This window comes from Pedobacter sp. (assembly GCF_040513095.1).
Classification (GTDB): domain Bacteria; phylum Bacteroidota; class Bacteroidia; order Sphingobacteriales; family Sphingobacteriaceae; genus Pedobacter.
Map to the genome: position 1 here is coordinate 98,483 of NZ_JBEVDX010000014.1, position 21,269 is coordinate 119,751.

Here is a 21,269-nt window from a genome sequence, read left to right on the forward strand (position 1 = left end):
GTTTTTGGTGATTAATTGCCTGGATGATCTTATATTACTCGTATTTTAAGGCCTCTACCGGATTGGCCTTTGCAGCTTTGTAAGCCTGAAAACTAACGGTGAATAAGGCGATCCCTATCGTGCCGGCCGCCGCCAGCACGATGACCACCCAATTCACCGAAGTATGAAACTCAAAACTCTTTAACCAATTGGACATGATATAATTTGCTACAGGTATTGAAATGAATATTGCAATACCTACCATTTTTAAGAAGCTGAAGGACAAGAGCCCCATCAGGCTGCTCACTGAGGCTCCCAGCACTTTCCTGACACCTATCTCTTTGGTTCGCTGCTCCGCGCTGTAGGATGCCAGGCCGAATAACCCCAGGCAGGAAATGAAGATGGCGAGGCCACCAAAGAGGTTGGATAATACTCCAAGTATGCGTTGTTCCGTTAATTTCCTGGCATACAGCTGATCTACAAATGTGACATTCACGGGATAGGCCGGATTGATCTGCTTTACAATCTTTTCTATCGCAGCAATATTTTCTGCGGCAGGATGCACAGGATTAAGCCTCATCGTTACGATCCCGCTCCAGTCTTTATTGAAATGGATGATCAATGGTTTTTCCGTGCTAAAGGGAGAACCAAGGATAAAATCTTCAAAAACGCCCACAATCACAGCTTTATCACCATCGTGAAATACAACCTGACCGATCGGGTTTTTCATATTCATCACTTTCATCGCAGAGTGACTAATCAGAATTCCACTGGTATCTGATGCAAATTTCGGGGAAAAATCTCTGCCATATAACAATTTGATTCCAGTAGTTTTTACAAATCCGTAGGTAGTGGCGATAGTGTTAAAATTAAGAAGCTTGTCATCCTCAGAAGAACCCGGCCATGCACATCTGGCAATACTCGAAAGTTCTCTGGTGATCGTTGTAGATGACTGCAGAACTGAGGATACTGCCCCCGATTCCAGCAGTTTAGACCTCAATAGTTCAAATTTGGCATACAACTCCCCATCCTGTTCCATTTCTACCAGATTATTGATCTGATAGCCTACCGGCCTGTTTTTAATAAACTGGATCTGCTGGTAGATTACTGTGGTGGCGATGATCAGAATCACAGCAAAAGAGAACTGCCCTACTACCAGGATTTGCCTGAGGCTGACAGAAAGAATTCCCCTGCTCTGGCTCCGCATCCTGAAAATCTGAACAGGGTTGAATGAAGAGAGGTAAAATGCCGGATAACTTCCGGCGATGAGACCGGTAACCAGCACCACCACGAGCAAACCCAGCCATATGGATGCACCAGAGTAGTTGATTCCCAGTTCAATCCCTAAAAGGTGATTAAAAAAGGGAAGGCACACCTCAATCAAGACAACAGCTAAGACTGCAGCAAGAAGTGTTAACACAAGAGATTCCATCAGGAACTGACTGACTAAGCTGCTTCTTGTAGCACCAATAGTTTTTTTGATGCCCACCTCTTTGGCACGCTTTTCAGATTTGGCTGTAGCCATATTCATGAAGTTGATACATGCAATAAGCAAAATCCCTACGGCCAGACCCATGAACAAACGCAACTGTGCTATGCTGCCTCCGGTACTTACGCCGTTCACGAAATTGCCGTACAAATGCAGTTTGCTGTATTGGAAAAGATAAGGTTCAACTTTTAAGTTCAGTCCGTTCTCCAGATAAAGATCTTTAATAGTGGAATTGAGCTGATCGATATTGGCTTTAGGGTCTACCTTTAATAAGGTGGTAAAGCTATAATTTTGCCAGTTTGGTTTTTTTGCCCATTCAAACTGCGACTCATAAAAAGACCATGGCATCAGGTAATCAAAAGATCTGGACATATTGGCCGGCAGATCCCTGATTACACCTGTAATTTTAAGGTCCAGCTTATCCTGAAAACGGATAGATTTATTTAGTACGTCTGTTGTGCCGAAAAATAATTTGGCTGTTGATTCTGTAATGATTACACTGTTTGGCGCATTCAGTGCAGTACGCTGATCTCCATAAATGAATGTGTAATCAAATATATCCAGAATACCCGGATCAGCAAACGCCCCTGTCTTTTTAAAACCGGTATGATTTGCAGACACCAGATATGGCGCAGCCCAGCTTAACCTGGCTGATGTCTTTACCCAACTGTATTTCTGCTTAAACAATGGCGCCATTACATTCGAGGTACTCTGCCCCGTCTCCGTAATTTGTCCGTCTACGCCCCTATGGTTCATCATCACCTGGTAGGTATTCGCATTGTCTTTACTTTGTTTATCAAAGTTCCACTCGTACGACACATACAGCAGCAACATCAGACAGGCTGCTAATCCTATAGCCAATCCACTAATATTAATCAGTGAAGAAGTTTTGTTCTTCCAGATGTTTCTTAAAGCTATTTTAAAGTTGAGTTTGAACATAGCAAGCAAATTTATTTGAGTTTCTCAGTTTACCAGCGGGACCGCCAGTGCTTCAAAGACCCCCAGACGAAATCTTCAAATGCACCAGCTACCCCGATTGGTATTCCATCACCTCAATGGTATTTCATTAAATCAATTCTTCCGTGCGGCTTTTATTTATCTTTTCTGAGATCACGTGTCCATCTTTCAGGTTGATAATCCTATTGGAAAAACTGGCATCGTGCGAAGAGTGGGTTACCATGACAATAGTGGTCCCCTGCTCATTTAACTCACACAGTAACTCCATTACTTCGTTACCGTGGGAGCTGTCCAGGTTACCCGTAGGCTCATCCGCCAGCACCAGTTTTGGTTTAGTCACCAGTGCACGGGCTACCGCAACCCGCTGCTGCTGACCACCAGATAGCTGCTGTGGAAAATGACCACTCCGGTTCACAATGTTCATCCTTTCGATGATCTCATTCACCAGACGTTTACGTTCTGTAGCCGGGACCCTGTTATAAATGAGAGGTAGTTCTATATTTTCGAACACTGTAAGTTCATCAATCAGGTTAAAGTTCTGGAACACAAAGCCCATATTCTGTTTTCGGAAGTTTGAGCGCTCTTTGTCATTCATGCTCAGCAGTTCAGTCTCCAAAAATTTATAGCTGCCGCTTTCAGGTTTATCCAGTAAACCCATTACGTTGAGCAAAGTGGATTTACCACAACCTGAAGGCCCCATGATGGAGACAAATTCACCGGTTTTCACATGCATGTTGATCCCGTTCAATGCAGTAGTTTCTATTTCCTCCGTCTTGTATACTTTCTCCAGGTTCTCAATTTTTATCATGATGATCTTATTTATGATTTATGTCTTTTTATATTTTCTTTAATATTGGCCAGCCTTAATTGCTGACCTCAATTACATCGTACTGGTTGAACTGGTCGTACGATGAAGTAATCACTTCCTCATTCTTTTGTAATCCCTCCATGATCTCATAGTACTGGTAGTTCTTGCGCCCGATTTTTACGTTTCTCTTTTGGGCCTTCCCGTCTTTCAGGACAAATACCCATGAACCTCCCGTACTTTGGAAAAACTGTCCCTGTGCGAGTAAAAGTGATTTGCTGTTGTCCGATAAAGTAAGCTTCACCTGTAAAGATAAACCTCTGCGGAGTTCATCAGGGGATTTGCCCAGAAAAACCAGCTCTACCTGAAACTGCCCGGCGGTAACCTCAGGAATCACTTTGCTCACCCTCAGCTCATAAGTTTTGCCGTTGAATTCGCAATTGGCGGTTTGTCCTTCTTTCACCCTGTTTACATAATATTCATCCACACCAGCCTGTAATTTATAGCCCTGTAAAACATCGATCTTGCCCAGCATTTCATTTGCCGTATAGGATTTACCCACAACCGGATCATAAGAGGATAACCTGCCCGAAACAGGGGCTTTAATAGTCATGTTTTCAATATTCTCCCTGATAGATTCCAGGCTTTCATTCATCCGGCCAACGGAAAAATCAATCTGTTTCAGCTGCATTACCCGGCTTTGATTTTCCTGTTTTACGGCCTGCTTCATGATCTCTTTCCGGCCTTTGTTGTATTCATAGTCCTGACTCGAGGTATTGAATTCTTCTCTTGTAATTACCTTTTTTGCAAACAGGGCACTGTCTATTCTGTACTTGCGCCTGGCTGTCCTCAGTGCATCCTCTATTACCATCATATCCTGGGTCATTACCCTTTGGTTCTGTTCCAGATCCAGACGTACCTTACGCAACTGGTTCTGCTGTTCAATAATTCCGGTTTCGCTGGTTGTATAACCTGACAGTGCATGTGGATTGGCAATCCTGAGCAACGGGGTTCCTTTGGTTACGCTGGCACCGTTTTCAACAAAGATCTCTGCCACTGTACCCCCTTCAGAAGAACTCACGATAACAGAGGTAAGAGGTACTACACTGGCATTTAACAAGACCACGTCCTCAAAATCACCATACTGAACTTTGCTGATCGTAAGTTTGTCGGCATCGGCCTTGTATACCTTGCTCAATGAGAGTTTATAACCATAGGCTACCAGCGTGACCAGCAGTATGCCTCCTATAGTCATAAGTATCATTTTCTTACTGAATCTCTTTTTCTCTATAATCTTGTCCATTGTTGTACCTGTAGTTCTGCTATGCCTTGTGCCAAGGATATGCCAAAGAAAAAATAAGCATTTAAATTGCTATATGTCAGCCATTTACTAATTTTATTTAAAAAACAACGTTCGTTATCGGACACTTAATGTACAACATCGGACAATTCAATTAATTTTGGGTAAATCTTATAAAATGACAGAAGCAAACGTTTTAGTGATTGATGATGATGATGATATCCTGCTGAGTGCCAAACTGTTTTTAAAACAGCACTTTAACCAGGTGGTCACCTGCAAATCCCCAAAAGAAATCAATGTGCTGCTCAGCCACAATGATATTGATATTATCCTGCTGGATATGAACTATCAGAAGGGTGCGAGTGACGGCCGGGAAGGTCTGTACTGGCTGGAACATATCTTATCTATTGATAAAGATTATGTGGTAATCCTGATGACCGCTTACGGAAATGTGGAACTGGCAGTTCAGGCCATCAAAAAAGGAGCGATTGATTTTATTCTTAAACCCTGGGAAAATGATAAGTTATACGCTACCCTTTCTGCGGCCTCCAAACTGAGACAATCCACTAAAAAAGTTAAAAAACTGGAGAAGATCCATTCTTCATTGCAGAATGATATCGCCAGGAAATTCGAAAATATTATTGGTACTTCAGGACCTATTAAATACTTGCAGAATACGCTGGTTAAGGTGGCACCTACAGATGCCAATGTTTTGATCCTCGGAGAAAACGGCACCGGTAAACAGGTATTTGCCTATGAGCTGCACAAACATTCTTTAAGAAAGAACCATATCTTCATGCATGTGGATCTGGGCTCGCTGAGCGAAAGCCTTTTTGAAAGTGAGCTTTTTGGTTATGCCAAAGGTGCTTTTACCGATGCAAGGGACGACAGGCCCGGAAGGTTTGAGCTGGCCGACAATGGGACGATTTTTCTCGATGAGATTGGCAATTTATCCCTGCCACTGCAATCAAAATTACTGACTGTCCTGCAAAACCGTACTGTTACCCGGCTTGGGGAAAGTAAGGAACGCAAGGTGAATGTCCGGCTGATCACCGCGACCAACATGCCACTGAACGAGATGGTGGGAAAAGGTACCTTCAGACAGGATCTGCTTTTCAGGATCAATACGGTAGAACTGATGCTGCCACCACTGCATGAGCGTGCTGAAGATATCTTATTACTGGCTAATCATTTTCTTCAGACCTTCAGTACGAAGTACCACAAAAATATCAGCCGGATTAATGACAAGGCAGGAAAAACCCTGATGAATTATCACTGGCCTGGAAATGTAAGGGAATTACAGCATGTGATGGAAAGGGCTATCATTATGGCCGATGGACATGAGATCACAGAAACTGATCTGCAGCTAAGTCCGCAAAGATTTGGAAGTGCTGCTCCGGTAACTGCAAATATGGATCTTGAGGAAATGGAAAGGATGATGGTACAAAAAGCAATAGATACCCACAAGGGCAATATTTCCCGCGCAGCTGCAGAACTGGGACTTACCCGTGCCGCCCTTTACCGCAGGATAGAAAAATTCGGATTATAAGCCTATGTTTTATGAGCGTTTTACTTTCAGGCTGATCTTCAAATTATTGTTTATCAATATACTGGGGATCGTACTGATTTACCTGATACTGAAAACAAGACTTTGGTTTACCATTGCAGGTGTCTCTTTTATACTGCTGATGGCGGTTTTTTCACTATACAGTTATATCAACCAGATCAGATCGGATATCAAACGCTTTATCCTGGCGATAAAAACGCGCGACCATACCCTTAATTTCAGGAATAAGAGCACTAAAGGGAGTTTCCCGGATCTTTACAGCTCTTTTGATGACATCATCAAAACCCATAAAGATATTCAGCTGGAGCAGGATGCAATGTTTCAGCTCATCAAAACTATCCTGCAGCAGGTTCCTGTAGGAGTGATTGTAGTAAAGGAAAAGAAAAACAGCGCAGGGAATACAGAGATCGCTTTCTTTAATGAAGCCGCAGCAGCATTGCTGAATGTTCCTGCCTATAAATACTGGCATCGCCTGAAACAGCACCTGCCCGTATTTACAGCAGAAATAGAAAACATCCGTAAGGGAGGTAAAAGATTTCTGGAACTGAAGATCCAGGATAAGCTCATTCAACTGTCTACCGAAGTGATCCCCCTGAATCTTTACGGTGCAGACTATATGATTGTATCTTTTCAGAACATTAAAGACGAGATTGAACAGAAAGAGATCGAAGCATGGAACAGGCTTATCGGGGTCATTTCTCATGAAATCCTGAATTCTATAACGCCGATCAGTTCTCTGTCTGATACAGTAAACACCATGGTAATCAATAAAGACTATCTGAGCAAAGAAGATCTTGAAGACCTTAAACCGGCGATACAAACGATCAAAAGACGCTCTGAAGGACTATTGGGTTTTGTAAAGGATTACAGGCTGATTGCAGAACTGCCCACACCCGAGCTTGAATTCCACAGCATCGGCGGGATCTTACAGCATATACATGTGCTCATGCAGCCCTTTGCTGCAGCAAAAAACATCAGTTTGAAAGTGGGACAAACATCCTCAAAGATCTCTGTGAATGTAGACCTGAAACTGGTAGAACAGGCGCTGATTAACCTGGTAACGAACAGTATTCATTCTCTGGAAGAAACGCAGCATCCGCTGATAGAGATAGATTACCGGCTGGAACAAAACAAACTCTTTATTGATGTGGCAGACAATGGAAAAGGCATAGAAGCAGACCTGCTGGAAAAGATATTTGTGCCCTTCTTCACTACCCGGAAGAATGGTTCCGGCATTGGGCTCACCATCACCAGAAACATTATGAAAATGCATTATGGCAGTCTCGAAGTAACATCTGTTCCGGGGGAGAAGACGATCTTCTCACTGGTTTTCAATTATGTTTAAAGGAAATCAATAGATTTGCAGCATGACCACCATTCAACTACGTATCACAGCTATTTCAAAGCAGCCAGGGGACAATGTTTTTATTCAGTTAGCCACTCTTGATGGTATCATGCCCCTTTATGCAGCAGGACAATTTCTGACTGTATTGTTTGAAGTCAATGGAAAGGAGATCAGGCGTTCATACTCGATTTGCAGTTCGCCGGATGTAAACGAACCTCTGAGTATTGCCGTGAAATTTGTTGAAAATGGAGAGATTTCCAAAAATCTGCACCATAAGACAGCAGTGGGGGATATCCTTACAGCATTACCTCCAAACGGTTTGTTTACTTATCATCCTGTTCAGGAAATCAGGCGGACGGTCTTTCTCTTTGCTGCCGGTGTGGGCATCACTCCTGTGTTCTCTATCCTAAAAACAGCTCTGGTTACAGAAAGCAGTTCCCATATAGTGCTGATCTACAGTAACAGATCGCAGTCCACGACTTTATTTTATGAAGAACTCAATGAGTGGCAGCAAAAATATCCGGAAAGATTTAAACTGATTTTTTTATTTAGCGACAGCAAACGTTTGCAGTTTGCAAGATTAAACGGCTTCCTGATCCAGGATCTTATTGCCGCCAATCTTGAGTACGATCAGGCTGACGCATTGTGTTATACCTGCGGACCTATTGATTATATGGTCATGTGCCGGATTTCATTGCTTGCAATGGGCTACCGTCTGGACCAGATCAAAAAGGAAACCTATTTTATCCCTGAAGATGAAGCCGACGATGACGACATGACTGAAAAAGAAGTAAGTGATAAAAATACTTATACTGTTCTGCTTGAATTTAACGACAATACTTACCAGCTGGAAGTACCTTATTACAAAAGGATACTCCAGGTTGCCCTCGAGCATCAAATCAATGTTCCTTACAGTTGCCGGGCGGGCATCTGCAGTTCATGCGTGGCAACCTGTACTGCTGGAAATGTGAGGATGGACTACAATGAGATACTTACTGATCAGGAAATAGCACAGGGAAGAGTTTTGATCTGTACAGGGCATCCCACTGAAAACAATACCAGAATAGTGATATAAAGTAAAATATATTTATATTTAGGAATAATAAAGAGCTATAATTACATCTTAAGTTAATTTATTATTTATTTAATTTGCTTTATTCAATAACAGAAGTTATTTTTGACATCTAATTCATTAACTATGTCAGAAAAAAACAACCGTTACATTGACCCTTTAACAGATTTTGGATTTAAGCATTTTTTCGGCAGCGAGCTGAACAAAGAGATCCTGCTGAAATTTTTGAACGCTGTTTTTGAGGAGAAAAAAGAGATTGTAGAAGTTATCTTCGTGCCCGTTGAAATAAACAGGGATAAGGAACAAGCTAAAGATGTACTGTCCGACCTGCTCTGTAAGGAGAAAAACGGAAAGCAGTTTACTGTGCTGATACGGCGGATCGAGAAAGAATCGTTCCGTGAAAGTTCGCGGAAATTTATGGCAAGGTTTTTTAAGGAGGCCGAAGCTCCTGATCAAAAATCGCCATCTGCTGTAAAAGAACATTATCTGCTGGGACTAATCGACTTCAGTTTCGGCGATTGTGAGGATATGTATTACAGGGAAATCAGTTTCGCAAAAACAGACCTGAGGAGAAATCCTGCCGGCAAACTGGGCTTCAAATTCCTTGAAATACCCGAATTTCATAAGTCCGCAAAAGCCCTGGAAACGGATATGGACAAATGGTTCTACCTGCTCAAACACCTGCGTCATTTGAATCAGATCCCAAAGAAGTTTCAGGATGAGAGCTTCAGGAAAATTTTTGAGGCAGCTGAGGTTTCTGCTTTAACCGCGGAACAGCAGGCTGTATATGCAGCAGACCTTAAAAAGAGAAAGCACATTTTTAAAATATACGATCCCGATCAGGCCGCAAATGAGGCTTTGCAGAGAGAAATGGATGAAGGAAACCTGGATGAGGAATCGAAAGCGTACTTCCTTGAAGTGTTTAGAATGGGTTATGAAACCGGGTTTGAGGAAGGCATGCTGGAAATCGCAAATGAAATTGGCAGTGTGTTTTGATCAGCTATACAAATCAAAAAAAGAGGATGTTTGATTTAAACATCCTCGATCTGTTACTTTAATAAAAATCTTAGCCGATCACAGTGCCATTTGAAATGATGGCTCCCTTTTTAACAACTACAATTCCGTCTTTAACAGCGTAAGATGGAAAATCTCCGTCTGCCATATGTTCTCCACCGTTAATCTGAACATCGTTTCCTATTCTGGCATTTTTATCTACAATCGCATTGATAATCCTGCAGCGGTCTCCGATGCCGATCAATGGATTACCTTTAGCATTCTCTTCATCTATTTCTCCCAGTGTCTGGTAACGGTCGCTTCCCATAATATAAGCGTTCTCAATAGTAGTTCCATTACCAATGCGGGAACGGATACCAATTACGGAATGCTTGATATAATCTGCATTAAGAATACAGCCCTCAGCAATCACTGCCTTGTCAAGAGATGAGCTCAATATCTTAGTTGGCGGCAACATACGCGGACGCGTAAAAATGCTCTGGTGACTGTCAAAAAGATTAAATTTAGGAATATCGTCAGTCAGGCCCAGATTGGCTTCAAAGAATGAACAGATATTACCAATATCAGTCCAGTATCCTTCATATTGAAAACTCAGTACTTTCTGTTCTTTCAGCATTCTTGGAATGATCTCTTTTCCAAAATCCTTTTCATCAGGATTTTCAGCAAAGATGCTTAACAAAAGCTCACGGTTAAATATATAGATACCCATGGATGCCAGGTAATTCCTGCCTTCAGCCTGCATTTCCGGTCCTGTATCAGATGCCCAGTCTACCAGCAGGTCACTGCTCGGTTTTTCTATAAATGAAGTGATGATATTATCTTCGTCAGCTTTCAGGATACCAAAACTTGTAGCGTCTTTAGCCGTACTTGGTATTGTTGCCAGTGTTACAGCCGCACCGCTTGCTTCATGTGCCAGCAGCATCTCATTGAAGTCCATCTGATACAACTGGTCTCCAGATAAGATGAGTACATATTCAAATTCGTGCTGTAACAAATGGTGCATCGTTTGTCTTACTGCATCGGCAGTTCCCTGAAACCAGGTAGGGTTATCCGGGGTTTGTTCTGCGGCAAGGATATCAACAAATGCATCACTAAAATGACTGAAGTAATAGGTATTTTTGATGTGTTTGTTGAGTGACGCGGAGTTGAACTGCGTAAGTACGAACATACGGTGTATACCGGAGTTCAGGCAATTGGAAATAGGAATATCTACTAAACGGTATTTCCCTGCAATGGGAACTGCCGGCTTTGAACGTGTTTGGGTCAGTGGTGATAATCTGGAGCCCTGACCACCGCCAAGAATAACTCCTAATACTTTTTCAGTCATATAATTTATTAATTTACATTTGGTATGTATCGATATATTGTTGGGCTGCCTTATCCCAGGAATGGTCCAATTGCATTGTATATTTAAGGATTCCTTTCATTCTTTTTTTATCCTGGTAAAGCTCATAAGCCCTACCCATTGCCTGCCCTACATCCCAAACGCTTGTTTGATCATGACAAATTCCAAATCCACCATCACCAATATCCGTTACAGTATCTCTCAATCCGCCAATTCTCCTTACAATCGGAATAGTTCCGTATCGTAAGGCATACATCTGATTTAGACCGCATGGCTCAACCCGTGACGGCATCAGCAGAAAGTCCGCTCCTGCATAAATCTGGTGTGAAAGCTTTTCATTGTACCCGATATATGCGTTATAATTACCTGAAAACCAATTGTGAAGTTCTGATAATTTGCCTTCAACTACAGGGTCACCTGACCCTAAAACAAGGATATTAATATTACCTTTGCTATGCGCCAAGGCGTTGTGAAAAATATCCGGTAACAGATCTGCGCCTTTTTCACCTACTAATCTTCCGATAAAAGTAAATAACGGCTTTGTTGGATCCAGATTAAAAACAGCACAGAGGGCCGCTTTGTTTGCCTTTTTACCACTTTCTACTGTCCTGAAATTGTAAGTTTTGTCGAGCATTACATCCGTCTTGGGATCCCACACTTCGAAATCAATACCATTCAGTATACCTGAGGATTTTCCGCGCTCCATGCTCAGGAGTCCTTCGAGGCCATTTGCCTGCTGGCTCAATTCGTCAAGATAGCTGGGCGAAACTGTAGTCACACGCCAGGCGCATTTGATAGCTGAAGCCAATGGGTTGATTGCATTTTTCCATTCCAGCATACCTGACTTCCACAGGTCGAATGCCGGCAGGTAGTGTATTTTATCCCAGCCAAATTGCCCCTGGTACTGGGCATTATGAATGGTAAGTATAGTAGGAATCTGGTTCAGGCTTTTATAACGCTCGCAGTTTGCGGTCATAAATGGCACAAGACCGGTATGGTGATCGTGGCAATGAATTACATCAGGACGGTGCTCCCACTGGTTAATCCAGTCGAGCACTGAAATCTGGTAAGCCAGGAACCGTTCCGTATCATCGGCATATCCATAAACCCTGTCCCTGTCAGTTAGTCCTATAACCTGAACAAGGTAAAGATCAAAGCCTAGCTTATTTGTTTTTTCCCTGAGTATACGTACAGGGAATGCCTGACGGCCCAGATTTACCCAGGCGTCATATACCACTTCGAATTCGTTTTCCCATAAAAACGAATTGTTATAAGCAGGCATGACCACTTTTGCAAAGTGCCCGAGTTTATTCTGGTATTTTGGCAGAGCGCCAACAACATCGCCCAGGCCACCTACTTTGGCAACCGGGTAACATTCTGCGCTCAAGTGAATTATTTCCATATATTTTTAAAGATGGGGAGCATTGAAACTGAACAAAATCTGAGATCAAAATATGAGTTATAACCGGATTAAACTACACTTTGTTTGTGTTTATTTCAAAATAAACTAACAAGGAATAAAAGGGCGTGTACGATGATTTTTTTAATTAAATAACCAACATATGCACAAACAGCATTAATTTTAAAATTAATTACTTTAACTATTAAGCATATGAAAGTTTACTTAAAAATTCTGCCGGCATTCCTTGCACTGGGATGCTGCATGCCAATGGCCTGCAAAAAAGCTGAGTCACAAACCGAAAAGATTGGTGTGGTTACACCACCTGTAATTTCTAAACCGGAAGCTAAGCTGCTTCCCCTTCAAATGGGAACGGGCAAATCCAAAATGACCTTTAGTTATACTTCAGGTCTTGCCCTCTCCAAAATAGATTACGGAGACGGGACGAGTTCGGTACTGGAGTTTACTGCAACCGGGAGCCCTTCCCTGTTGACGCATGCCCTGGGGAATGAAATTGTTGCTTACACCCAATTTAAACTGGACAACTCCGGGAGGGTAATAAAAGGCTCCTCTTATACTATCGCGGGTAATAAGGATGTGTTTGCAGGAATGTTCAGCGTTACTTATCAAAGCGATTCAAAGATCAGCGAGATTAGTCATTATGATTCGAAGCAGATACTTTTGAGTACGGACAAGAAAATATACGCTGACAATGGAAACCTGATCATGGAACAGGGCGTTGCCGGTGTAGTTTCGGCAAACTATAGCTATGATGACAAAAACGGGCTCTTCAAAAATGTGGGCTTTGCGTGGTTGTTTGCAATTGAGGAACAGAATATGTTATTCCTTTCCGGCTTGAACAATATCAGCTCCTGCGGTTATCCTTTAAAATCTTTGAACAACCAGAGTTTTAGTTATACTTATAATGAGGATGGATATCCTGAAAGTGTTAAGTTCCCGGTTAATGGGGTTGCTACGAGTTATAAAGTCAGCTATAAGGTTCTCTAAGATAGTCTGGCTTCGCTAAAATCCTGGTACCTGTATGTTGATGCTGCCTGCCGCTGAAGAACGGCAGATGGCACCGATACACATGTACCAGGATTTTTTTAGAGTTTCCTGTAGCATAATGCAGGAAGAGCACGATGCAAGAATAGCACGATGCAAGAATAGCACGATGCAAGAATAGCATGGTGCGAAGAAGAAGGATGGCTGGATCTATTCCTTAAAAATTAAATCCAACCGAGATATATGGCATTGTGCTTTCCCTTGAAATACCTACTGCGGCCTGAATTAGTATCAGATCAGCTGGTACAACATAAATTCCTCCGCCGTAACCGTAGTGCCACTTGTCAGATGACTGGCCCGGATACCATACCCTGCCTACATCATTGAATGCAAGGAGGCCGAATGAACCGGGAACAACATAAGAGGTAAAGTCAAATAGCTTCAACCTGAAATCAAGACTTTCATAAGCCACTGTTTTTCCGGTAAAGCGGTTGGTATGGTATCCACGAAGATTGTGCACACCTCCAAGCTGCATCAGCTGGAAGTACTCGGGATTGCCAAAGGTAGTACCCCCGCCTACGCGGTTGGCAATCACGAAACCACTGTTTCCAGGATTGAAGTAGGCACGGAATTCCGTTTGAACCTTACCGTAACGGTTATGATCGCCATTGAGTTGCTGGCTTCCTGAAATTCTGGTGTTCCAGTACAGGCCTTTTTTGGGGATAGCGATATTGTCTCTCGAGTCGTAATTGATTTCAGTGACCAGTCCTGCAAAAGATTGGTCAGCAAAAACGTTCTCCTCAGGGTTTGTAAGATTAAAATCTTTCAGGAACCTTTCATCATTTGCCCCGGAGCTGCTTGTATAATACTCCGTGGTTATACCAGCACCAATTGTCCATTTTTCAACTTTTTTATACAATTGAAAATCAGCAGTCAGGTAGTCATAACGGTTGCGGTAATAAGATATACCTCTATCTATTTCGTCGTCTTCATTTGCCCCTTCAATGTCGTGCTGGATAAAGGACGTTTCATTGCCCAGTCCGAAAAAGTTGCTGAGGTTATGCGGGCCCAGCAGTTGTGCATTTATCTTTAGGTTATAGTCGCCGATTACCTTTTTAAAGTCTCCGGTATAACTGAGAATAAATGCCTTTCTTCCTGTGGAGTAGTCTACCCAAAATTCCTGTTTGGAAGCATAGGGATACTTTCTGAAACCCTGTTTCTGGAGGATTAAGCCCACACCTGGCTGAATCCCGCGATCCACACTATAATTCAGGTGGAATAAAGGGCCAAACTGGTCGTAAATGTAATTGAACTTATGCTGGTTTACAGCGGTATCAGTTGATAAGCGTAGTTTAGCAAGGGATGCGGCAGGCAGATCATTCTCCTCATCACCGCGGTCATAAATATAAGTATTGCTCCGGGCGTTCAGCTCAGTATTGATTTTAAAGCTATCCTTGTCATCACCACCGATCAGTCTTACGGTAACCGGGGATTTAGTTTTGCCTTTTACATCAAAGATATCTGCGCCAGCCATTCCATACACTCTGATCTCCTTAGTAACAGTATGATCAAAAGTTCTGTGGTAGAGTTTCCTCCCCTGTTCACCATCCTTTTTAAGGTTGTGGATGGTCAGTTCAATATCGCCGTCTTTCTGATGTTTGATTTCAAAATATTCCTTTTTATCTGAAGCGGTGATTTCTACCGTAGCTGATAAAAAACGATAGTAGTCGAGGGCAGTCTTTCCAAGGTTATCCTTCCTGGCGATCATAATGCCAAGAGTTTTCTCTCCTCCCTCTGCAAAAATATTTGCGGGGATTTTCATCATGGCCTGTCTTAAGACGGCATTACTGATTTTCTCCTGTACCTCTTTCACGGCCTCTTGCCAATCTTTTTCAGACAGAGAATTTAAAAAATAACGGTCAAAATTCTGCTGGTTGTAATTGTACTGGTCAATTGCCCTGATCTCTGCCTGGTAGGGCTGCAAATTGGCTTTTAACCATTGATGTGATAGCACCCAGGGTAAAAGGCCTGATGTACTGTAAAATACTTTATCCCTGTCTTTGGGAACCGGGATATATGTTTTATCTCCTTTTTTGTCTTCTTCCTTCAGCCAGCGCCAGTTGTCCTCATGCCGGTCCCAGTCGCCCACGATAAAATCCAGCAACCTTGCTCTCAGCAGCAGCTTCTGGTCAACCTGGTGGTCATTGTCTTCTTCGAGTTTGCGCTCTATTTTCAGGGTATTATCGCTCTCCTCGCGACCAATAGGTGAGCGTTCTTCAATGAGGTATACCGCATTGGCAAAATCCTTCCGGTACTCTTTCAGACCGGGGTCATCACCTACGTATACCACTTCCGGGTGCGCATGTGGGATATTCAGCACATCAGCCAAAGGAGGAACGATCAGAGATGCAAAAGGGTGATTGGTAGCGATCTGATCCTGTACAATATCTTTGGCGATTGTAGCCCTCAGATTTTCGGGCAAACCTCTTTCAGGATATTTCTGTACCGTTCTGAGTGCCCACTCCTGCCCGGAGGCATCCTGCAATTGCAGTGAGCGCGTCTGATTTCCACCACCCAGTTTGATGATTTTCAGTCCGCCCTTTTCTTTTTGCAGATCAATCACCCGTATTTTTACAGGCGTTGCCCAAAGTTTGCGGTAGCTCTCCCCAAAAAAGAAGCGGTGTGCTTTGCTCACAGAGTCGTAAACAGGAGAAATAGCAATGGTGATTGAGTCCCTTGTCTGATACTGCTGGGCAACAGCCATACAAGGCAAGCCTGTATAAAAGGCAATCGCCAGTAAACTAATTTTATTCTTCCTGGAAACCATGTATATTTTGTTATGCTGTCTTATTCATTGCCACCTCAACCCGTAATGCTTTCAATCCTTCAACCCCCTGCAGTTCTTCTACATCGATATATTCGATAACATCGCTGAGCAGTTTCTGTTCCTGCAGCCGATGAATATAACCCAAATATTCCTGGGCTTCGGCATGATTGAAATAAACAATGGCAATTTTGCCAGGCTGGGTGAGGCGTTCTGTGCTTTCCCTGACATGTGCTTTGTCTATTCTTTTTTTCACCATCTGATACCTGATATTGTAGCTGCCCTCCACATCGAACCTTTGTTCATCCAGGCGGAAGCCAATATCAATCAGCTTATCATAAACAAAAATCAGCTGTGTTGTTTCTAAAGGTATAGGTAAATGCGGTGTAAGGTTACCGGTTATCTGAGCTATTTCAGCAATTGTCTTCAGTTGTCTGAAGCGGAAATCTGTCAGGTAATACTGGTTAAACCTGACTTCAGGGGTGATCGACTGTCCCAGGTAAATATCAAACTCTACCCCGTCTGTCCTGAACTTCTCAAAATAGCAGGGATATATTTCCTGTAGTTCAGCATTAAATTCATCCAGGCGGCGGTTCAGCGCATGATTGATCATCTGCATGCTCAACTCATAGTTGTCGCGGTTTTCATAGATCTTCCCCCCCTGCCTGGTCAACGCAAAATACTCATCAATGAGTTCCTTCGTTTCAGGGTGCTCATCCACCAGCATATTAAAATATGCTGGAAGCTGCCTTTGCAGGTAATCGTCTGTTTTCATGATTTCACGGTCAGACATCTCGTCAAAACTCTTATGATTCCAGGCGGATTTCTGCCTGGGGAAACTTTCAGCAAAGTCCTGCGGAATTTTCGACTTCAGGTTATCAAGGGTAACTTCGAGCACTTCAAAATGGGCATACAGGTCCCTTCTGATCATCAAATTGCGTTCGATACTCGAATTTCTGATATCCACTGCCCCATAAAATGGATGAACATCCTCAAAATACACCCGGTCGATAGGCAGGTTCTTTTCGGCAGCTCCTGATTTCATATAATCATAAGCTACCTGGATAAAACGCCATTGAACAGAAGGCTGCAGGGCTGTAAACTTATCTGTGATAATTGAGGTGATCTCGTTATTGAAATCAACAATAATATTTTGATATAACTGTGCAAGCAGTGGAAAGGCAGCTTCGATATTGGAAAGTATGCTGCCATTAAAAGCAAGGGGATCGTGTGTAAAGACTTCGAGGCAGCCCACAAGCTTTGCATTGTAATACAGGGGGAAAAGCCCGTAAGAGTGAATGCCGCTATCGCTAATGAGCTTTAACAAAGGAAATTCATCTGCATCAACCTTGCTGATATCTGTAAAGATCAGCCTGCGCGGATGTGCAATAAAACTGTCGGCCAGCAAGGTATATTCATTTTCAGGCAGACCGTTCAGCCTGGCCTGTCTGATGATCACGCTTTCAAAACCCTCATGGCTGTACAATAAAGTCTTTTTATTCAGCCTCATGTATGGCAGAAGGCTGAATTCTATTGCAGGAGAGCCAACAAGTGATTTCAGTGCAGTAACAATCACAGAGTTATTCCATCCTTCCAGACACTGGTTATGTTCAATTATTGTATTTTTAATAGCCTCCAGTGCATATTCTGAAGTAACATCTGTAAGGCTTACTATAGAAAGTCCTTCAAAGCTGAACATTTCCGGGGGTATCACTTTTTTCAGCAATTCGATGCTTGAGCTTTCATCCTCCATATACTCCTTCACCCGCTCTAAAGACAATTCCGGCAGATCCCCTTTAGCTGTAATTTCCAGAAAGCGGTTGTCAATGTTCATCCTGTAATACCTTAGCAGCCGGGTTTGCTGGTCAACGATAGACTTAATCGTATCCTGCTGGCCTCCGAGAGTAAAGTTGTAAAACCTCTTTAATATCAGGTTATAGAAGTTCCTGAGCTTACTTTCTTCCATTACCTCTTTTGTAGGCAATGCAATATTTTGCTTCAGCTGTCCGTCCTTACCCAGGAGCACTGCGTAAAAGGCGTCTGTACCATAATAAAAACATGGCGATACAGGTCTCCCCAAAGCCCATAAGCTTTCGCCCTCGTCGTTAATTATCGGTGATAGCGCAGTGTATATCAGCTCGTATAAGTGATTGTATTTTGATGTTTCTTCTTTGGGTATAGGTAACTGCAGCTCGGGATATACCGAAAACTGCTCCAGCATGTAATTATAAAAATTGACCTTCGCAGTTTTTTCATGCTGCTGTTTATCAATAAGAAAGTTTATGAAGGGCCGTAATGAAAACTGAATATCAGTTCCAATTGCCTCCTTACCGCTTCCGCAAATGGATTTATTCAAGTCTAAAATTATTGCCTGCATTTTTTAGGGTTTATGTTTAAACTTCAGGATATTACCGGCAGAGAGTTCATCCCCCTCATTGGATATATACAAATTCATTTGCTTATCAAAAGCCAAACCTTCGGGCTGGTTAAAAATGGAAGAATTAAGACGGTGTACACTTTTCACCTTCCAGTCAGGCGTAGCTACTACTAACACCTTGTTCACAGAAGAAAGAATGTACCATTCGCCGGAATGTGGATCCCTTGTCAGTGCTGATGCTTTTAACCCCGTTTTAAGAATTTCATCTTCCTTTATCATTCCTGACAGGTCCATCGAGAATTTCCCAGATGGGATCAGTTCATTTTTGCCGGCATTATAAGTAAAAATTGAGCCCGACATAGTTTTATCTTTTTTGTCATCCTTGCAGTTTTTACACAGCATATACACCTGGTTTGTCTGGTTATCAGCGTAAATGCTTTCGTATTCTCCTTTAGGCAATATATCTTTAAATATTTTTATATCACTTACCTTTTCCTGGGTGGCTTCAGTAAATGGGAAAACATAGAGCGTCCCATCACTTTCCAGCACCATGATCGTTTCGTTCAGAATAGCCAGATCTTCATAATCCCCTTTTGAACCGAACACTACATGCTGTTGCTTTTTGGTCATCCAGCCCTGCCTGAAAAGCCTGCCGTCTTCATCCTGAATGGAATAGACAGTATCACTTTTGTCCTTGTAAAACGCGATTCCCGAAATTTCAAGTAAGCTTTCAGGCATATTGAATTTCTCAGGATGGTTCAGATCATAACCCCTGGGACTTGTAAATGCAGGTTTTGAGGGTTTACAAGCGTAAAATCCTATCAGTACCATCACAGGGAGGGTATATATTATCAGCTTTTTAACTAGTCCTTTCATCATGCCTTCGTTGTTTCTGTTTTACTTGCTTCTTTCAGCAGATCATATATTGCCCGCTGTGAACTGATCCGTGGCTCTCCCGCCGAATAGTTGTTTTGCAGTTCTTCATTGAGCTCCACCGCCTGAACAGTGTCGTTCAGCTGCAAATCAAGAATTTCTATCAGTCGTGCTTTCAGGGAACTATCATAAACGGGGAAACAAACCTCAATCCTTCCGTAAATGTTGCGGTTCATCCAGTCGGCCGATCCCATATAAACCTCTTTGTTACCGTTATTATGGAACACAAATATCCGTCCATGTTCCAGATATCTGTCTACAATACGCTTAATAGTTATATTTTCGCTCTGTCCGGGAACACCTGGAATAAGGCAGCAAACACTGCGGATGATCATTTCTATCTTCACCCCGGCATTGGAAGCCTCGTACAATTTGGATATCAACACTTTCTCTTCCAGGTTGTTCATCTTGATCACCATCCTTGCGGAGAGGCCTTGCTTTGCGTTTTCTATTTCCCGGTCTATCAGGCTGAGAAATTTCTGCTGAAGGTTAAACTGTGCAACCAGCAAATGTTCAAAATTGATCGCATCTTCCAGCAAAGGCTTCTTTTTCTTTTTACGCAGAAAGCCGAAAAGCAGCTGCAATTCCTGGAGCATCTCCTGATTCGCGGTCATGAGGATATGATCGGTATAGAATCTTGCGGTAGACTCGTTCAGATTTCCTGTAGCCAGCAACCCTAAATAATGACTTTCATTTCTGACCGTTCTTTTTACCAGTGCAACCTTAGCATGCACCTTCATATCTGCATTACTGTAAATCAGTTTTACACCTGCAGCTTTCATTCGCGAAGCCCATTTGATATTATTGGCCTCATCAAACCTTGCCTTCAGCTCAACCATTACCGAAACTTTTTTCCCGTTTTTAGCTGCTGTAATCAATGCGTTAACGATCCTGGAGTTATCAGCTACACGGTAGAGCGTAACGTAGATCTCTTCCACGAAAGTATCATTCGCCGCCTCATTGAAAAACCTGAGAACAGGGTCGTAGTTTTGATATGGTACATTCACCATGAGGTCCTTCTGCAGGATCAGTTCAAAAAGAGTTTCCTCTTTTTTTATAGCTAACGATTGTTGTGAAGGCCATTTGGTATAACTCAAATGCGCATCCTGGAGCGGAAAACCTCCCAGGTCCTTCATGTTATGGTAAAATCCCCCCTGCACTACCGATGCGTTGGAAAGATCCAGCGTATAAATAATTCTGTATAAATGTCTTAAAGGAATTCCGGGCTGACACAGAAAACGTGTGGCAAAACCAAGGTCGCGTTTTTTCAGTTCTTTTTCCAGGGCTGCAGTAATATCTTCATCAATTTCATCACGAAGATTCAGTTCTGCGTTCCTGGTAATTTTTATATTGTAAACTCCTGTAATCGTCTCTCCGGGAAAAAGATAAGCCAGGTTACTTTTAATGATATCATCCAGAAACACCACGTATTTCATATCTGCTTTATTCAGGACAAAAAACCTGGGCAATACATCAGAAGGAACGGTGATCAGTTCGAGGCGTTCTGTACCGGCGCCATCAGTAAGCATGATGGCCTGGTAAAGTTTATTGTTTTCGGCAAAAAAGCCATCATCGTCTTTCTCCACCGAGAACAGCCTGATATAGGCAAGAACTTCGTTAAAAAATACACCGGCCGCCTGGTCCTGGATAAATGAGGGTATCTCCTCATTGTATAACCAGTGTATATTTTCTTCCCTCAGTGCCGGCAACAGGTAGTTAGCCAGCAGGTGACCGAATCGCTCCTGCTGCTGGTTGATCAGAAATTGTGCTTTAAAATAAGAATTGTACAGACCAGTTCTGTCGTCAAAATTATCGATGGCCATCAGGACAGGCATTCTGACCCTGTAAAATTCATCCA

The 21,269-nt window shown here is 42.6% G+C and carries 14 protein-coding genes; 5 read left to right on the top strand and 9 right to left on the bottom strand.

Features of this window, described 5'->3' with window-relative positions:
• Positions 1 to 34: 34 nt before the first annotated feature.
• From ABWY16_RS02450 to ABWY16_RS02460, 3 genes are all read right to left on the bottom strand, one after another.
• Positions 35 to 2,407: an ABC transporter permease gene (locus ABWY16_RS02450; protein WP_353903062.1), complete on the bottom strand. Its 2,373-nt coding sequence runs from the start codon at positions 2,405 to 2,407 to the stop codon at positions 35 to 37.
• Positions 2,408 to 2,534: 127 nt separating this feature from the next.
• The gene (locus ABWY16_RS02455) at positions 2,535 to 3,233 is read right to left on the bottom strand and encodes an ABC transporter ATP-binding protein (protein WP_353903063.1); all 699 of its coding nucleotides are present in this window, start codon (positions 3,231 to 3,233) and stop codon (positions 2,535 to 2,537) included.
• 55 nt (positions 3,234 to 3,288) lie between these two features.
• A complete protein-coding gene (locus tag ABWY16_RS02460) occupies positions 3,289 to 4,533 on the bottom strand; it encodes an efflux RND transporter periplasmic adaptor subunit (protein WP_353903064.1) in 1,245 nt (414 codons plus the stop codon).
• Between the two features lie 175 nt (positions 4,534 to 4,708).
• On the opposite strand from ABWY16_RS02460, the gene ABWY16_RS02465 reads away from it, so the two are divergent.
• From ABWY16_RS02465 to ABWY16_RS02480, 4 genes are all read left to right on the top strand, one after another.
• Positions 4,709 to 6,079 (top strand): sigma-54-dependent transcriptional regulator, encoded by a 1,371-nt coding sequence (locus ABWY16_RS02465; RefSeq protein ID WP_353903065.1) that lies wholly within the window; start codon positions 4,709 to 4,711, stop codon positions 6,077 to 6,079.
• Positions 6,080 to 6,083: 4 nt separating this feature from the next.
• Positions 6,084 to 7,442: a sensor histidine kinase gene (locus tag ABWY16_RS02470; protein WP_353903066.1), complete on the top strand. Its 1,359-nt coding sequence runs from the start codon at positions 6,084 to 6,086 to the stop codon at positions 7,440 to 7,442.
• A gap of 22 nt (positions 7,443 to 7,464) precedes the next feature.
• Positions 7,465 to 8,517 (top strand): 2Fe-2S iron-sulfur cluster-binding protein, encoded by a 1,053-nt coding sequence (locus ABWY16_RS02475; RefSeq protein ID WP_353903067.1) that lies wholly within the window; start codon positions 7,465 to 7,467, stop codon positions 8,515 to 8,517.
• Positions 8,518 to 8,640: 123 nt separating this feature from the next.
• Positions 8,641 to 9,510 (top strand): PD-(D/E)XK nuclease family transposase, encoded by an 870-nt coding sequence (locus ABWY16_RS02480; RefSeq protein WP_353903068.1) that lies wholly within the window; start codon positions 8,641 to 8,643, stop codon positions 9,508 to 9,510.
• A 70-nt stretch (positions 9,511 to 9,580) separates the two neighbouring features.
• Here the strand turns inward: ABWY16_RS02480 and ABWY16_RS02485 are convergent, their stop codons facing one another.
• Together ABWY16_RS02485 and ABWY16_RS02490 are read right to left on the bottom strand one after the other, a co-directional pair.
• Positions 9,581 to 10,855, bottom strand: a complete 1,275-nt coding sequence (locus ABWY16_RS02485; RefSeq protein WP_353903069.1) for a glucose-1-phosphate adenylyltransferase — start codon at positions 10,853 to 10,855, stop codon at positions 9,581 to 9,583.
• Between the two features lie 13 nt (positions 10,856 to 10,868).
• Complete coding sequence (locus tag ABWY16_RS02490) at positions 10,869 to 12,275, bottom strand: glycogen synthase (RefSeq protein ID WP_353903070.1); 1,407 nt, start codon at positions 12,273 to 12,275, stop codon at positions 10,869 to 10,871.
• 210 nt (positions 12,276 to 12,485) lie between these two features.
• Here ABWY16_RS02490 and ABWY16_RS02495 point away from each other — a divergent pair, with 210 nt between their 5' ends.
• Positions 12,486 to 13,280, top strand: coding sequence for a hypothetical protein (locus ABWY16_RS02495; protein WP_353903071.1), 795 nt, complete (start codon positions 12,486 to 12,488; stop codon positions 13,278 to 13,280).
• A gap of 214 nt (positions 13,281 to 13,494) precedes the next feature.
• Here the strand turns inward: ABWY16_RS02495 and ABWY16_RS02500 are convergent, their stop codons facing one another.
• The 4 genes from ABWY16_RS02500 to ppk1 form a co-directional block, all read right to left on the bottom strand.
• Complete coding sequence (locus tag ABWY16_RS02500) at positions 13,495 to 16,104, bottom strand: BamA/TamA family outer membrane protein (protein ID WP_353903072.1); 2,610 nt, start codon at positions 16,102 to 16,104, stop codon at positions 13,495 to 13,497.
• 10 nt (positions 16,105 to 16,114) lie between these two features.
• Positions 16,115 to 18,478, bottom strand: coding sequence for a GAF domain-containing protein (locus tag ABWY16_RS02505; RefSeq protein ID WP_353903073.1), 2,364 nt, complete (start codon positions 18,476 to 18,478; stop codon positions 16,115 to 16,117).
• Between the two features lie 3 nt (positions 18,479 to 18,481).
• The gene (locus ABWY16_RS02510) at positions 18,482 to 19,357 is read right to left on the bottom strand and encodes an SdiA-regulated domain-containing protein (protein WP_353903074.1); all 876 of its coding nucleotides are present in this window, start codon (positions 19,355 to 19,357) and stop codon (positions 18,482 to 18,484) included.
• A partial coding sequence (gene ppk1 / locus ABWY16_RS02515; RefSeq protein WP_353903075.1) for a polyphosphate kinase 1 occupies positions 19,354 to 21,269 on the bottom strand: 1,916 nt, incomplete at its 5' end. The genes ABWY16_RS02510 and ppk1, both read right to left, overlap by 4 nt.

Bases quoted from the DNA above. Each gene is read 5' to 3' on its own strand.
- ABWY16_RS02450 (WP_353903062.1), bottom strand. From the start codon at position 2,407: ATGTTCAAACTCAACTTTAAAATAGCTTTAAGAAACATCTGGAAGAAC.
- ABWY16_RS02455 (WP_353903063.1), bottom strand. From the start codon at position 3,233: ATGATAAAAATTGAGAACCTGGAGAAAGTATACAAGACGGAGGAAATA.
- ABWY16_RS02460 (WP_353903064.1), bottom strand. From the start codon at position 4,533: ATGGACAAGATTATAGAGAAAAAGAGATTCAGTAAGAAAATGATACTT.
- ABWY16_RS02465 (WP_353903065.1), top strand. From the start codon at position 4,709: ATGACAGAAGCAAACGTTTTAGTGATTGATGATGATGATGATATCCTG.
- ABWY16_RS02470 (WP_353903066.1), top strand. From the start codon at position 6,084: ATGTTTTATGAGCGTTTTACTTTCAGGCTGATCTTCAAATTATTGTTT.
- ABWY16_RS02475 (WP_353903067.1), top strand. From the start codon at position 7,465: ATGACCACCATTCAACTACGTATCACAGCTATTTCAAAGCAGCCAGGG.
- ABWY16_RS02480 (WP_353903068.1), top strand. From the start codon at position 8,641: ATGTCAGAAAAAAACAACCGTTACATTGACCCTTTAACAGATTTTGGA.
- ABWY16_RS02485 (WP_353903069.1), bottom strand. From the start codon at position 10,855: ATGACTGAAAAAGTATTAGGAGTTATTCTTGGCGGTGGTCAGGGCTCC.
- ABWY16_RS02490 (WP_353903070.1), bottom strand. From the start codon at position 12,275: ATGGAAATAATTCACTTGAGCGCAGAATGTTACCCGGTTGCCAAAGTA.
- ABWY16_RS02495 (WP_353903071.1), top strand. From the start codon at position 12,486: ATGAAAGTTTACTTAAAAATTCTGCCGGCATTCCTTGCACTGGGATGC.
- ABWY16_RS02500 (WP_353903072.1), bottom strand. From the start codon at position 16,104: ATGGTTTCCAGGAAGAATAAAATTAGTTTACTGGCGATTGCCTTTTAT.
- ABWY16_RS02505 (WP_353903073.1), bottom strand. From the start codon at position 18,478: ATGCAGGCAATAATTTTAGACTTGAATAAATCCATTTGCGGAAGCGGT.
- ABWY16_RS02510 (WP_353903074.1), bottom strand. From the start codon at position 19,357: ATGATGAAAGGACTAGTTAAAAAGCTGATAATATATACCCTCCCTGTG.